Genomic DNA, 13,983 nt, shown 5'->3' with positions numbered 1-13,983 from the left:
GAAATTTTCTTCATTCCACCAGCAATAATTTATAAAGCGGTTGATTCTCTTCAACCAAATCGGCCAGCGTGTAGTTATCCAGTTCCTTGAGAAAACTTTGCACGGCCTTAGAAAGCGCCTGTTTCAGGCGGCAAGCGGGCGTAATGTGGCAGAACGCGCTGCTGCAGTTCACCAGAGACAAGGGCTCCAGCTCGCGTACCACATCCCCGATACGAATACTCTGTGCCGGTTTACCAAGACGGATCCCTCCATTCTTCCCGCGGACGGCAGCAACGTATCCGGCACGGCTAAGTTGATTGATTATTTTGACCATATGATTACGGGATACACCGTATACCTCTGTGACTTCAGAGATACTGGTCATCTTCCCTTCGGGTAACGACGCCATGTAAATCAGCGCGCGTAAGCCGTAATCGGTGAAACTTGTTAACTGCACATCAACCTCAGGAAAAAGGGAAAACGCGGTCAAACCGCAGAGATATTCATTAATGATGATAAACCAGCCAGATAGTTAGCGGCTAATTTATTTGACAGACGGGGCGAAAAAGCGGAGATCCAGGAGCGGTCGCCGGTTGGCGCTACGCTTATCCGGCCTACGGGTCTCCCCGCAGGCCAGCAGTCACGAAGATTATGCGTCGAACGGGTCGCGCAGGATCATCGTTTCAGTACGATCCGGGCCGGTAGAAATAATATCGATCGGCACTTCGGTCAGTTCTTCAATGCGCTTGATGTAATCCAGCGCCGCCTGCGGCAGGCCGCTACGCTCTTTCACACCGAAAGTGGTCTCAGACCAGCCCGGCATGGTTTCGTAGATTGGCTCAATGCCTTCCCAGTCGTCAGCAGCCAGCGGAGTGGTGGTCACTTCGCGGCCATCCGGCATACGGTAGCCTACGCAGATTTTCACTTCTTTCAGGCCGTCCAGCACGTCCAGCTTGGTCAGGCAGAAGCCAGACAGGGAGTTGATCTGCACTGCGCGACGCACGGCAACCGCATCCAGCCAGCCGGTACGACGACGACGACCGGTGGTCGCGCCAAACTCGTTACCCTGCTTGCACAGGAACTCGCCGGTTTCATCAAACAGTTCGGTCGGGAATGGACCCGCACCTACGCGAGTAGAGTACGCTTTGATGATGCCCAGAACGTAATCCACATAACGTGGACCCAGGCCAGAGCCAGTCGCCACGCCACCCGCGGTGGTGTTAGAAGAAGTAACGTACGGATAGGTACCGTGGTCGATGTCCAGCAGCGTACCCTGCGCACCTTCGAACATGACGAAATCGCCACGCTTGCGCGCCTGGTCCAGCAGATCGGATACATCAACAACCATACCGGTCAGAATGTCTGCAATCGCCATGACGTCATCCAGCACTTTCTGGTAGTCAACAGCGTCAGCTTTGTAGAAGTTCACCAGCTGGAAGTTGTGATATTCCATCACTTCTTTCAGTTTTTCAGCGAAGGTCGCTTTGTCGAAGAGGTCACCGACGCGCAGACCGCGACGTGCAACTTTATCTTCGTAAGCCGGGCCGATACCACGACCGGTGGTGCCGATCGCTTTCGCGCCACGCGCTTTTTCACGCGCCACGTCCAGCGCCACGTGATAGTCCAGGATCAGCGGGCAGGCTTCGGAGAGCAGCAGACGCTCACGAACAGGGATACCACGGTCTTCCAGACCTTTCATCTCTTTCATCAGCGCAGCAGGAGACAGCACAACGCCGTTACCGATGATGCTGGTGACGTTTTCGCGAAGAATGCCTGATGGAATAAGATGGAGGACGGTTTTTTCACCGTTGATTACGAGAGTATGGCCTGCGTTGTGACCGCCCTGGTAGCGCACAACATATTTAGCCCGTTCAGTCAGAAGATCGACAATCTTCCCTTTACCTTCGTCACCCCATTGGGTGCCCAGTACGACGACGTTGTTACCCATTTTTTTCAAAATCACCGTTTGCTTAAAAATGGATTCTACCATCGCTTTTTCAGATATACAGCACTTTTTGACCTTAAAATACGCCAATTGCGGCTAGTTTTTGATCAGCCAATCGTTTTCCTCAACATGTAGTAGATAACGATACCGGCAACCACAAGACCACCGCCGAAACGACGCAAAATATTATCCGGCAGCTGGCTCATGGTCGCGATCATACGACGCCACGCGCGCGGATAGAGCATCGGGCCGAGACCTTCCAGCACCAGAACCAGGGCCAGCGCGAGCCAGATCGTTGAATTCATTTTTCATCCTTATAAAAGAAAACCACCGCTCCGTTGGGAGCGGTGGTTTGAATACTCAAACGAGCCTGAGTTTATCGCGTTGCGTTGGTCGGCGTCTTCATATAACGGAAGAAATCGCTGTCCGGGCTGAGCACCATCACATCCTGGTTGCTCTTAAAGCTATTCTCGTAAGCGCGCAGGCTACGGATAAAGGCGTAGAAGTCTGGATCCTGGCTGAATGCATCGGCAAACAGCTTCGCCGCTTCCGCATCGCCTTCACCGCGCAGGATACGGCCCTGACGTTCAGATTCCGCCAGCGTCTTGGTCACTTCATAGTCCGCTGCCGCACGCAGTTTTTCAGCCTCTTCCTGACCCTGTGAACGATGACGACGGGCAACCGCTTCACGCTCGGCGCGCATACGGTTGTAGATCGCCTCGGACACTTCCGCTGGCAGGTTGATCTGCTTGATACGCACGTCAACCACTTCGATACCCAGCGCCGCCATACTGTTCGGGTTGATCACCGGCACTTTACCGTTGGTTTCAGCCTGAACGCGTTCGGCCGCTTTAGCAATCGCGTCATCCGCTGCTGGCGTTGCCACTTCGTCTTCGGTGCCCGCTGTACCGGAGTTCAGCGCATCGCGCACTTCCAGGGTCAGACGACCGCGGGAGTCGGTCACGATGTCTTTCACATCAAGACGACCAATCTCGGAGCGCAGACGGTCAGAGAACTTACGTTTCAGCAGCACTTCTGCCTGAGAAACGTCACCGCCGCCCGTTGCCAGGAAGTAGCGGCTGAAATCGCTGATGCGCCATTTGATGTAGGAATCAACGATCAGGTCTTTCTTCTCTTTGGTCACGAATCGGTCGGCCTGGTTATCCATGGTCTGGATACGCGCATCGAGCGTTTTCACAGACTGAATGAACGGCACCTTGAAGTGCAGGCCCGGCTCGTAAATCACCGGACGTTTGTCGCCATCACGCACGACGCTGCTGAACTGGAACTTGATCCCACGCTCGCCCTCTTTCACCACAAAGATCGAGGTATACAGCACGACCAGTACGATGACGATGATCGCAATAACTGACTTACGCATCCTTATTCCCCCTGACGCTGGTAGTCGTTACGCTGCGCGTTAGCACGGCGTTGGTCCATAATGTCACCATCGTTCGAAGAAGGCGTTGTGTTCGCGCTGGAGCTGCCTGATGAGGCTGGCGGCAGACGCAGCAGGTTGTTCGCTCCGCTGGTGTCTTTCGCTGCCGGTGCAGAACCGCCTTTCAGCATCTGATCCAGCGGCAGAACCATCAGGTTTCCGCCTTTGCTGTCGTTAACCAGCACTTTGCGGGTGTGGCTCAGCACTTTTTCCATAGTCTCGATATACAGACGCTCACGGGTAATTTCCGGGGCGGCTTTGTATTCCGGCAGGATGCGCGCAAAGCGAGCCACTTCACCCTGAGCTTCCAGGATGGTCTGGGTCTTATACGCACGCGCCTCTTCCAGAATACGCTGCGCCTGACCGTTAGCACGCGGCTGAACTTCGTTGGTGTACGCTTCTGCTTCGCGGATGTACTGCTGTTCGTTTTCACGGGCAGCAATCGCATCGTCAAACGCGGCCTTCACCTCTTCCGGCGGACGTGCAGCCTGGAAGTTGACGTCCAGCAGGGTGATACCCATGTTGTACGGACGAATCGTCTCTTCCAGCTCGCGCTGGGTATCGCTACGAATAACGGTACGACCTTCGGTCAGGATGCGGTCCATGGTGTATTTGCCGATCACACCACGCAGGGCACTGTCGGTCGCCTGACGCAGGCTGTCATCGGCGCTGGTCACGCTAAACAGATAACGCTCAGGATCCGTCACGCGGTACTGCACGTTCATCTCGACGCGCACCACGTTCTCGTCCGAGGTCAGCATCACGCCAGAAGCGGCCAGTTCACGGACGGATTCCACGTTTACCGCAGTCACGTCGTCAATGAAGGTCGGCTTCCAGTTCAGGCCCGGCTCAACCAGATGGCTGAACTTACCGAAACGGGTGACCACGCCGCGTTCTGCTTCTTTAATGGTGTAGAACCCGCTGGCTGCCCAGACGATCACCAGCCCGGCAGCAACGATGCCCACCAGGCGGCCACCTAATTGCGGGCGCGGTCCCTGGCTGGAACTGCCACCCGAGCCAGAACCTTTTCCTCCGCCAAGGCCACCAAGCTTTTTGCTCAGCTTGCGGAAGATATCATCCAGATCCGGCGGCCCCTGCTCGCGACCACCTTTGTTGCCATTTCCCCCAGAGTTGCCGCCTTGATTATTGCTGCTTCCCCACGGGTCGCGGTCTTGTCCGTTATTACCGGGCTGATTCCACGCCATGTATATGCTCCATATTTGTTATGCAAGGGCGAATTTTTCAGGCTTCCCCTTTCTGATCAGACGATATAGTCCGCCAGCGCAGGTTCTTGTTTACAGAGGCGACGCCAGTCAACGATCGGCATACGCACCTGCATCCCCACGCTGCCGTCATCCTCCATCCACTCTTTTTCTATCGCCTGAAGCTGATAAAACCGGCTGCGCAGCCTGCCTTCCTGTGGCGGCAGTCGCAGCGTGTGCTGAGCTACCTCACCGGAAAGACGTTCTGTCAAAGCCTGGAAAAGCAGTGGCACACCGATTCCGGCCTGAGCAGAAAGCCAGACCCGAATCGGTTTGTTCTCTTCATCACGGTCGATACGCGGTTCGAAATCCTCCAGCATATCGATCTTATTCATCACCAACAGGGTGGGAATTTCGTGGGCGTCAATTTCTTCCAGCACCACGTTCACCGCGTCGATGTTCTCCTGCACGCGTACGTCAGCCGCATCAATCACGTGCAGCAGCAGGGTCGCCTGACGCGTCTCCTGCAACGTCGCCTTAAACGCCGCCACCAGATCGTGCGGCAGATGGCGGATAAACCCTACGGTATCCGCCAGCACTGTTTCACCCACGTCTGCAACGTCAATGCGGCGCAGCGTCGGGTCCAGGGTCGCAAACAGCTGGTCTGCGGCATACACCTGGGCCTCGGTTATCTGGTTAAACAGGGTGGATTTACCGGCGTTGGTATAGCCCACCAGCGACACCGTGGGGATGTCGGCTTTGGTTCGCGCCCGACGCCCCTGTTCACGCTGTTTCTCGACACGTTCCAGACGTGAGAGGATCTGGGTAATACGGCCACGCAGCAAACGGCGGTCGGTTTCGAGCTGGGTTTCACCCGGACCGCGCAAACCAATCCCGCCTTTTTGTCTTTCAAGGTGGGTCCAGCCACGCACCAGACGCGTCGCCAGATGGCGCAACTGCGCCAGCTCAACCTGCAGTTTCCCCTCGTGGGTACGGGCACGCTGAGCAAAAATGTCTAAAATCAATCCCGTGCGATCGATAACACGGCATTCGCAGAGAGCTTCCAGGTTGCGCTCCTGGGCTGGAGACAGCGCATGATCAAACAACACGACTGACGCGCCGGTCGCTTTTACGGCATCCGCAATTTCTACTGCTTTACCTTCACCAACAAAATACTTTGGGTGCGGCGCTTTACGGCTACCGGTAATCACCTGCATTGCTTCGACACCGGCGGAAGAGACCAGAGATTCAAACTCCTGGAGGTCTTCCATATCTTTGTCTTGCGAAAAATAGATGTGTACCAGCACCGCCTGCTCACCGGCATCATAACGGTCAAACAAGCGTAAACCTCTCTAAAAAGATCAGCGGGGAACGCAGGATCCCTGGCTCCCCGTGTGGATAACAGCTAAAACCTTATTCGGTCTCGTCGCTGTCCTGCGCAGGAGCAGAAGAACCCTGCGCGTTGCTGCCATGATGGTAGTTACTGCCTGTGCCGCCGCCAGCGTTATTGCTGTGATGAGAGACCGGACGGGACGGAACAACAGTAGAGATAGCGTGCTTGTAGACCATCTGGCTGACCGTGTTTTTCAACAGGATCACGAACTGATCGAAAGACTCAATCTGACCTTGCAGCTTAATACCATTCACCAAATAAATAGAAACTGGAACACGTTCCCGACGCAATGCGTTCAGGAACGGATCTTGTAAAGATTGCCCCTTAGCCATTCTATCTTTTCCTTATATGCTTGTTTTGTACTTAGAACCTTGCGATTCTGAAAAATTGCGCACGATACGTCTCAATTGTACACATTCAGTGGGCGATATCACCAACAACCTCAATCACATCGTTTAACGCCTGTTGCGGTTTTTCACTGTCTAACCAGTGAACCCCCTCCCAACCGCGCAACCAGGTGATCTGGCGCTTCGCTAACTGTCTCGTGGCGCAAACACCTCGATAAACCATTTCATCGTATGAAATCTCACCTTCAAGATACGACCACATCTGGCGGTATCCCACACAACGAACGGAAGGCATATCCGTATGCAAATCTCCACGGGCAAATAGCGCCCGCACTTCTGCTTCAAAATCTGAAGCCAACATCTGATGAAAACGCTGCTCAATTCGTTGATGGAGCAGTTCACGGCTCGCCGGGGCGATGGCGAACTGATGCACCTGATACGGCAGAGCGTCTCCTGACGTTTGCGTCAGTTCCGTTAAAGTTTTACCCGAAATGAAAAAAACTTCCAGTGCCCGGGAAAGCCTTTGCGGATCGTTTGGATGGATTCGCGCCGCCGCAACCGGGTCAATCTCTGCCAGTTGCTTATGCAATGCGTCCCACCCCTGCTCTGCCGCCTGCTGCTCAATCTTTGCTCTGATTTCAGGATCTGCAGAAGGTAAGGGTGACAAACCTTCGAGCAGCGCCTTGAAGTAGAGCATGGTTCCGCCAACCAACAGCGGTATACGCCCCGCCGCCGTTATCTCGGCCATCTCAGCTAAGGCATCCCGGCGGAAATCCGCTGCGGAGTAAGCCTCTGCCGGGTCGAGAATATCCAGCAAACGGTGCGGTGCCGCACGCAGTTCGTCTGCGCCGGGCTTCGCCGTGCCGATGTCCATCCCTCGATAGATGAGGGCGGAATCAACGCTAATCAACTCTACAGGCAAAACTTTACGTAACTCAATGGCTAACGCTGTTTTGCCAGAGGCCGTTGGGCCCATTAAAAAAATTGCCTTTGGCAGGCTCGCCTTGCTTACGTCAGTCATGTTTCAGGGCGGTCATCGCCGTTTTTAAATCAACAGGTTGTAATAACCCACCCGGCGGCGCTTTCACCAGCTGTGGGCAGAGGCGTTCCACCTCCGCCAGCACGGTAATCGCCTGCGCCATACTCCACGGTGAATGTTCGCTGGCCAGATGGCGGGCGATCCACTGCGCGGTGTTGGCAGCCTCCAACGATGTTTGCTGCGCCAGGTAGCCTATCAGTTCAGGAATCAAGTTTTGTAAATTTTGTTGGCGTAAGGGTAAAGGCACTGCGCGAATTGTCACATGTTGTGGTTCGAGCACAATTTCAATGCCCATTTGCGCCAGCTGGGCCTCTGCACGCTGCAATACCCTTGTTTCTTCAGCGGATATTTTCAGGCGAACCGGGATCAATAACGGCTGCGCACAGGCCGCATGTTCCCCCGGCGTCAGTTGCGCCTGCTTGAGCCAGCGTTCGGCAACCGGCAGCGCCAGAAGCAGCAGTTTGCCGTCGCGCTCAAGCAAGGCCATATCTGGTGCGATTATCGTCAGCACCCGGCCAAAACTCTGGCTATGGCCTTCAAGGGAAGGTGTCGCCACCGAAACGTGCTCTTTGCGCTCGACTGCGGGCGTTTCCAGCAGTTTACGGTACAGCGCCCCCTGCTGCTTCTGATAGCCGGGCTGAGCGTTAGGGTAGTTCACGCCCGTCGGACGCGGCGCGACTCCTGCAGAGGAGAAACGCGGGGCGTCTGGTTCACGCGCGACGGCAGGCTCCGCAAAATGGTTGCGGCCCGCAGCAACACGGTTTTCCGGAATGGGGCGCGGTGCGGAGTCTTCTTTTTCCAGTGGCAGCGTGGGTTCAAGCTGCTGTTGCAGCACGCTCAGCACGCCCTGGTAGATAAAATCATGCACCAGACGCGACTGATGGAACCGTACTTCATGCTTGGCAGGATGGACGTTGACATCCACCTGATGCGGGTCGATCTCCAGATAAAGCACAAAGGCCGGTTGCTGATCGGCCCCGAGCTTGTCTTCGCAGGCCTGGCGAATGGCGTGGTTAATGAGGCGGTCGCGCATCATGCGGCCGTTCACGTAGCAATACTGAATTTCAGAATACGCCGCGCTACTGGCGTTCGGATCGGCCACCCAGCCGCGTAAAGCCAGATCGCCGTGCTGCCACTCGATAGCCAACGCCTGCTCCAGGAACGGCGTCCCGCAGATAGCACCTAACCGTCGCTCTTTCTGACCACCTTCAGCCACCGCGCGGTACTGGCGCATCACCTTGCCGTTATGGCTGAGGTTGATGGTGACGTCGAAACGGGCGAGCGCAATTCGGCGGATGATCTCGTCGATATGGCCGAACTCGGTTTTTTCGGTACGCATAAACTTGCGGCGGGCGGGAGTATTGTAGAACAGGTCCAGAACTTCCAGCGTAGTACCGACAGGGTGCGCCGCGGGTTTGACCGTGACGTCCATATCTCGCCCTTCAGCGTAGGCCTGCCAGGCTTCCTGCTGTTCAGCGGTGCGGGAGGTCAGCGTTAAACGAGAAACCGAGCTGATACTGGCCAGCGCTTCTCCGCGAAAACCGAGGCTGATAATCGCTTCCAGGTCATCCAGAGAGGCAATTTTACTGGTGGCATGACGCGCCAGCGCCAGCGCCAGCTCCTCTTTTTTGATGCCGCAGCCGTTGTCGCGAATGCGGATAAGCTTTGCGCCGCCGCGCTCGATATCAATATCAATACGGGTGGCGCCCGCATCGAGGCTATTTTCAACCAGCTCCTTCACCACCGACGCAGGGCGTTCCACCACCTCACCGGCGGCGATTTGGTTCGCGAGCTGCGGCGGCAGAACCTGAATCGGCATGAAATCTCCTTAATTTGTGGCGGTCAACCCACCCGGCTGCGCGGCGCTGGCCGTCTGGGCTGCTCCGCCCTGCGGCGCGGACTGCAAAGGATGCGCCTCAAAATATTTACGTAAACCGTTATAAATCGCTTCGGCAATTTGCTGCTGATAGCTGTCGCTGCCCAGCAGGCGCTCTTCACTGTTATTGCTGATAAAGCCCGTCTCTACCAGAATTGACGGAATATCCGGCGAGCGCAGAACGCCCAGGCTCGCATGTTCAGGGCGGCGCTTATGCAATGCCCCGATGCCCTGCAACTGGTTCAATACGTTAGTGGCGACATCATACCCAACGCGCTGAGAATGACCGAACTGTAAATCCAGCACCGCCTGGCTGAGGTATGGGTCAGACTGGCTGTTTGCCAGCACATCACCCGCGCCGCCTAACAGTTCAGACTGTTTCTCATGCTCTTCCAGCCAGTTGGCCATTTCGCTGTTTGCCCGGCGGTTCGACAGGACCCATACCGAGGCGCCCGTCGCGTTACGGTTCGGTGCGGCATCCGCGTGAATGGAGACCAGGAAATTGGCGTTTTGCTTACGCGCCACGTCTGAGCGGCCCATCACAGAGATAAAATAGTCGCCGTCGCGGGTTAGTACGCCTTTAAACATCGGATCATCGTTTAACAGCGTCCGCAGCTTGCGGGCCACCGCAATAGTGACATTTTTCTCTCGCGTGCCGCCCGGGCCAATCGCTCCAGGATCCTGTCCACCGTGCCCGGCATCAATGGCGATAATCACTTTGTCACCGCTGACCGTACGCCGTGCGCTGACCGCCGGACGCGTTACCGTGTTACTGCTGGTTGCCGCGGTGATGCGATCGTTCTGCGATTTAAACGGATTACGCGCAGGTTCCGATGGACGAGGCGTATACACCGGCTCTTCCACGCGTTTCGCGACAACCGGTGGCGGCGGAGGCGGCGGAACGTCGGCATTGATGGTGAAGACCACCGTATAGTTCGCCCCGTTTTGCTGCTTCACCGCCCTCGTTTTGCCCTTTTCGGTCAGATCGACCACCAGGCGCAGCGACTGGCTGTCCTGAGGGGTACCCGAGCGGATACTTTTCACCAGGTTGTTACCGCTGAACCGCAGCGGTAGCCCCTGGATCACGCCTGTCTGTTTGATATCCAGCGCCACGCTGTGGCTGTCTGGCTGTGAAAACGCGTATTCAGGGTCGCCCATAAAGCTGAACGTAATCCGCGCCTGGCTTTCGCCGTTTGACACCTGAATATCCGAAAGGCTTGCCGCCCCGGCCTGCGCGCACAGCAGCACCGTCGCAGCCAACACCCAACCTTTAACGCGACTAATCATCCCGTCATCCCTACTCTTAACCGGCGAGACGCGCCAGTAAGGAACACCCTGATGAGGAAACCGCACTGATGCGAGCCTCACGCCCTTGAGCCTGGTAATCTAAGTGAATTTCGACATCCGGGTCAGGCAGCACACCCGCACCTTGTTGCGGCCACTCCACCAGGCAGATGGCGTCGTAGGCAAAATAATCACGGATCCCCATAAATTCCAGCTCCTCAGGATCCGCAAGGCGGTATAAATCAAAGTGGTACACCATAAGATTGTCGAGGGTGTACGGCTCGACCAGCGTGTAGGTAGGGCTTTTCACGTTCCCGTTATGCCCTAACGCCTGCAAAAAACCCCGGCTGAAGGTGGTTTTACCCGCACCTAAATCGCCATACAGATAAATGACGGTTGCCCCCTGACAGGCCTGCGCCACGCGCTTGCCGAGATCTAAAGTGGCTTGTTCATCAGGTAAAGGAATCGCTCGATTAGTCATTTTCTACGTCAATCACATCCGGGTTAACAACACGCCGCAGCGTGCAAAAGAGATCGGTGGCCAGCATACCGCGTGTCCCCTCCCGCGCAGCAAGCCTGTCAGCTGCCGCGCCGTGGGCCACGCAGCCCGCACAGGCTGCATCATAAAGGGGAAGTTTCTGTCCAAGCAATGCGCCGATGATGCCTGAAAGCACATCGCCCATACCGCCGCTCGCCATGCCCGCATTTCCGGCATCAATAATGCCCTGCGTCTCGTCACTGGCGACAACGGTGCCTGCCCCTTTCAAAACGGCAACACCTCCGTAACGTTTTACCAGACGCTGAGCAGAAAGTAAGCGGTCGCTTTCAATTTCTGCCACGCTGCAGTTAAGCAGGCGCGCGGCTTCGCCGGGGTGTGGCGTCAGAATGCGATTGTGACGCTTATCCGGATTTATTGCCAGAAGGTTAAGCGCGTCGGCATCCCACAGCATCGGTTTACGAAAATTCTCGACCTTTTGCAGGGCCTGTTTACCCCATGTCTGTTGCCCAAGCCCGGGACCAATAACCACCACATCCGCCCATTCGAGGCTTTCTTCCAGCGTCTGGGGCGTAAGCTCATGGACCATCAGTTCCGGTCGGGCTGTGATGATTGGCGCAATATTTTCAATGCGAGTGAGTACTCGCACTAACCCGGCACCGCTGCGAAGTGCCGCCTCACCGGTCATGCGAACCGCTCCTGCCGTACCGCGATCGCCACCAATAATCACCAGCCTGCCGTTGTCGCCCTTGTGAGACGTTGGGCGGCGCGGCGGAAGCCACTCTTTTAGCTGCGAGGAATCAAAGCGCGACAGGAGCGTTTCCTGTCCAACGAGCCAGCTCTCCAGCCCCAGCGCGTTATGGTGCAATACGCCGACCACATCCCGCGCTTTTCCGGTTAACAAGCCCGGCTTCAGGGCGATAAAGGTCACGGTGTGCGCAGCCTGAATAACGGCGCCAGGCGTCGCGCCGGTCTGTGCGATGAGGCCCGACGGAATATCCAGCGCGACGACCGGCGCAGAGTACCCGTTAGCGTGTTCAATAAGCGCGGCAATGTTTTCGCGAGGCGCGCTGCGTAGCCCGGTCCCCAGCAGACCATCAACAATCAGATCAACATCTTCCGGCCAGACGATATCAGGAGCATGAATCACGCCGCCTGCGTTCAGCCATGCCTCCTGCGCCGCGCAGGCCTCTTCCGGCAGGGGCTTATCACTCTCCAGCGCCAGCAGGGTAACGCGGAGACCGGCTGCAACGGCAAGACGCGCAACGACGTAACCGTCGCCGCCGTTATTGCCGTGCCCGCACAAAATCAGCCAGTGAGTGGACTGCGGGTACGCGCTGCAGGCAACGTTAAACGCCGCCTCTCCCGCGCGCTGCATCAGTTCATAAAGGGTAATGCCGAGACTGTCTGCGGCCTCTTTTTCGGCGCGCCGGAGGTCGTCCGCATGCCAGATGGAATGTGGTATACTTGCGGGGTTTTTCTTCACCGTATGGTCCGTCATGTCACAGCCCCTCGATCTCAATGAATTAGCGCAAAAAATAAAACAGTGGGGTGCTGAGCTTGGCTTCCAGAAGGTAGGCATTACCGATACCGACCTCTCTGCCAGCGAGCCAAAACTGCAGGCCTGGCTGGACAAACAATACCACGGCGAAATGGAGTGGATGGCGCGTCACGGCATGATGCGCGCCCGTCCACATGAACTTTTACCGGGTACACTACGCGTCATCAGCGTGCGCATGAACTACCTGCCTGCCAATGCGGCCTTTGCGCGCACGCTAAAAAATCCCTCCCTGGGTTACGTCAGCCGGTACGCTCTGGGACGTGATTACCATAAGCTTCTGCGTAACCGCTTAAAAAAACTCGGGGAAACCATTCAGCAGCACTGTGATTCGCTGAATTTTAGACCCTTTGTCGATTCCGCGCCTGTTCTTGAGCGCCCGATCGCCGAAAAAGCCGGACTTGGCTGGACAGGTAAGCACTCACTTATCCTGAGCCGCGACGCCGGATCGTTCTTCTTCCTCGGTGAGCTGCTGATAGATTTACCCCTGCCGGTAGATGGCCCGGTGGAGGAAGGCTGTGGCCGCTGCGTGGCCTGCATGACCATCTGCCCGACGGGCGCCATCGTTGAGCCTTACACCGTTGATGCCCGCCGCTGCATCTCCTATCTCACGATAGAGCTTGAAGGGGCGATCCCGGAAGAGTTCCGACCGCTTATCGGCAACCGCATCTACGGCTGCGACGACTGCCAGCTGATTTGCCCGTGGAACCGCTATTCACAGCTGACGGACGAAGAGGACTTCAGCCCGCGTAAAGCGCTGCATGCGCCACAGCTTATTGAGCTGTTCGCCTGGACCGAAGCCTGGTTCCTGAAGGTGACGGAAGGTTCCGCTATTCGCCGTATCGGCCACCTGCGCTGGCTGCGAAACGTGGCCGTCGCGCTGGGCAATGCCCCGTGGGATGAAGCGAATATTCAGGCGCTCGAAAGCCGTAGAGGTGAGCACCCACTTCTTGATGAACACATAGAATGGGCGATTGCGCAGCAAATCGAGAAGCGAAATGCCTGCGTGGTCGAGGTGCAGCTTCCTAAGAAACAGCGGCTGGTTAGGGTGATTGAAAAAGGGCTTACGCGGGATGCGTGATATATTCACAGCCTGTGAATAAAAATAAAAACTCAAGCGCCATCTGGACTTGAGAAGAGGTCAAGTGATCTCAATAACATTTTGAAATGAAATTTTATCCAATTAATACAGTGGTTTGGGAAGATATTATTCACCCTGCTAACTTTCTGTACGGTTTGGGTAAAGCGCGAATTCTGTGGATAACTCTGTTTACAAGAGTATTTCAGATGCAATAGAAAACGTCCCCAGCGCGTCTTTTCGCTGTGGATATTTTAGAGATGAAGAAGAATTTGGAGCGGGAAACGAGACTCGAACTCGCGACCCCGACCTTGGCAAGGTCGTGCTCTACCAACTGAGCTATTCCCG

General features: G+C 56.1%; 13 protein-coding genes. 1 reads left to right on the top strand and 12 read right to left on the bottom strand.

Going from position 1 to position 13,983, the window contains the following annotated elements:
* Positions 1-10: 10 nt before the first annotated feature.
* The 12 genes from nsrR to nnr form a co-directional block, all read right to left on the bottom strand.
* Positions 11-436, bottom strand: coding sequence for a nitric oxide-sensing transcriptional repressor NsrR (gene nsrR, locus IM303_RS10060; protein WP_028015256.1), 426 nt, complete (start codon positions 434-436; stop codon positions 11-13).
* A 192-nt stretch (positions 437-628) separates the two neighbouring features.
* On the bottom strand, positions 629-1,927 hold the full coding sequence (locus tag IM303_RS10055; protein WP_006178975.1) for an adenylosuccinate synthase: 1,299 nt from the start codon (positions 1,925-1,927) through the stop codon (positions 629-631).
* Between the two features lie 104 nt (positions 1,928-2,031).
* Positions 2,032-2,229, bottom strand: coding sequence for a DUF2065 domain-containing protein (locus tag IM303_RS10050; protein WP_003855996.1), 198 nt, complete (start codon positions 2,227-2,229; stop codon positions 2,032-2,034).
* A 71-nt stretch (positions 2,230-2,300) separates the two neighbouring features.
* The gene (hflC, locus tag IM303_RS10045; protein WP_028015255.1) at positions 2,301-3,305 is read right to left on the bottom strand and encodes a protease modulator HflC; all 1,005 of its coding nucleotides are present in this window, start codon (positions 3,303-3,305) and stop codon (positions 2,301-2,303) included.
* 2 nt (positions 3,306-3,307) lie between these two features.
* The gene (gene hflK, locus IM303_RS10040; RefSeq protein ID WP_028015254.1) at positions 3,308-4,567 is read right to left on the bottom strand and encodes an FtsH protease activity modulator HflK; all 1,260 of its coding nucleotides are present in this window, start codon (positions 4,565-4,567) and stop codon (positions 3,308-3,310) included.
* 56 nt (positions 4,568-4,623) lie between these two features.
* A complete protein-coding gene (gene hflX / locus IM303_RS10035; RefSeq protein WP_023331851.1) occupies positions 4,624-5,904 on the bottom strand; it encodes a ribosome rescue GTPase HflX in 1,281 nt (426 codons plus the stop codon).
* A gap of 73 nt (positions 5,905-5,977) precedes the next feature.
* Positions 5,978-6,289 carry an RNA chaperone Hfq gene (gene hfq, locus IM303_RS10030; protein ID WP_013095287.1) on the bottom strand — a complete coding sequence of 104 codons (312 nt, stop codon included), beginning with the start codon at positions 6,287-6,289 and terminating at the stop codon, positions 5,978-5,980.
* 85 nt (positions 6,290-6,374) lie between these two features.
* Positions 6,375-7,325, bottom strand: coding sequence for a tRNA (adenosine(37)-N6)-dimethylallyltransferase MiaA (miaA, locus tag IM303_RS10025; RefSeq protein WP_028015253.1), 951 nt, complete (start codon positions 7,323-7,325; stop codon positions 6,375-6,377).
* Positions 7,318-9,162, bottom strand: coding sequence for a DNA mismatch repair endonuclease MutL (gene mutL / locus IM303_RS10020; protein WP_048998719.1), 1,845 nt, complete (start codon positions 9,160-9,162; stop codon positions 7,318-7,320). Before mutL ends, miaA begins: the two co-directional genes overlap by 8 nt.
* Positions 9,163-9,171: 9 nt before the next feature.
* Positions 9,172-10,506, bottom strand: a complete 1,335-nt coding sequence (gene amiB / locus IM303_RS10015) for an N-acetylmuramoyl-L-alanine amidase AmiB (RefSeq protein ID WP_048960999.1) — start codon at positions 10,504-10,506, stop codon at positions 9,172-9,174.
* A gap of 16 nt (positions 10,507-10,522) precedes the next feature.
* The gene (gene tsaE / locus IM303_RS10010) at positions 10,523-10,984 is read right to left on the bottom strand and encodes a tRNA (adenosine(37)-N6)-threonylcarbamoyltransferase complex ATPase subunit type 1 TsaE (RefSeq protein ID WP_048998718.1); all 462 of its coding nucleotides are present in this window, start codon (positions 10,982-10,984) and stop codon (positions 10,523-10,525) included.
* Positions 10,977-12,500: a bifunctional ADP-dependent NAD(P)H-hydrate dehydratase/NAD(P)H-hydrate epimerase gene (gene nnr / locus IM303_RS10005; RefSeq protein WP_193359864.1), complete on the bottom strand. Its 1,524-nt coding sequence runs from the start codon at positions 12,498-12,500 to the stop codon at positions 10,977-10,979. The genes tsaE and nnr overlap by 8 nt, the downstream gene beginning before the upstream one ends.
* On the opposite strand from nnr, the gene queG reads away from it, so the two are divergent.
* Positions 12,499-13,638: a tRNA epoxyqueuosine(34) reductase QueG gene (queG, locus tag IM303_RS10000; protein ID WP_028015248.1), complete on the top strand. Its 1,140-nt coding sequence runs from the start codon at positions 12,499-12,501 to the stop codon at positions 13,636-13,638. The two genes, nnr and queG, sit on opposite strands and share 2 nt — an antisense overlap.
* Positions 13,639-13,983 lie beyond the last annotated feature (345 nt).

Source organism: Enterobacter cloacae complex sp. P38RS, assembly GCF_014930775.1.
GTDB lineage: Bacteria > Pseudomonadota > Gammaproteobacteria > Enterobacterales > Enterobacteriaceae > Enterobacter > Enterobacter bugandensis.
Note: the sequence above shows the minus strand (reverse complement) of the source record. Positions and strands in the feature narration are given on the sequence as shown.

Coding starts and splice junctions, on each gene's coding strand:
- nnr (WP_193359864.1), bottom strand. CDS start 12,500: ATGACGGACCATACGGTGAAGAAAAACCCCGCAAGTATACCACATTCC.
- hflC (WP_028015255.1), bottom strand. CDS start 3,305: ATGCGTAAGTCAGTTATTGCGATCATCGTCATCGTACTGGTCGTGCTG.
- IM303_RS10055 (WP_006178975.1), bottom strand. CDS start 1,927: ATGGGTAACAACGTCGTCGTACTGGGCACCCAATGGGGTGACGAAGGT.
- mutL (WP_048998719.1), bottom strand. CDS start 9,162: ATGCCGATTCAGGTTCTGCCGCCGCAGCTCGCGAACCAAATCGCCGCC.
- IM303_RS10050 (WP_003855996.1), bottom strand. CDS start 2,229: ATGAATTCAACGATCTGGCTCGCGCTGGCCCTGGTTCTGGTGCTGGAA.
- hfq (WP_013095287.1), bottom strand. CDS start 6,289: ATGGCTAAGGGGCAATCTTTACAAGATCCGTTCCTGAACGCATTGCGT.
- miaA (WP_028015253.1), bottom strand. CDS start 7,325: ATGACTGACGTAAGCAAGGCGAGCCTGCCAAAGGCAATTTTTTTAATG.
- tsaE (WP_048998718.1), bottom strand. CDS start 10,984: ATGACTAATCGAGCGATTCCTTTACCTGATGAACAAGCCACTTTAGAT.
- amiB (WP_048960999.1), bottom strand. CDS start 10,506: ATGATTAGTCGCGTTAAAGGTTGGGTGTTGGCTGCGACGGTGCTGCTG.
- queG (WP_028015248.1), top strand. CDS start 12,499: ATGTCACAGCCCCTCGATCTCAATGAATTAGCGCAAAAAATAAAACAG.
- hflK (WP_028015254.1), bottom strand. CDS start 4,567: ATGGCGTGGAATCAGCCCGGTAATAACGGACAAGACCGCGACCCGTGG.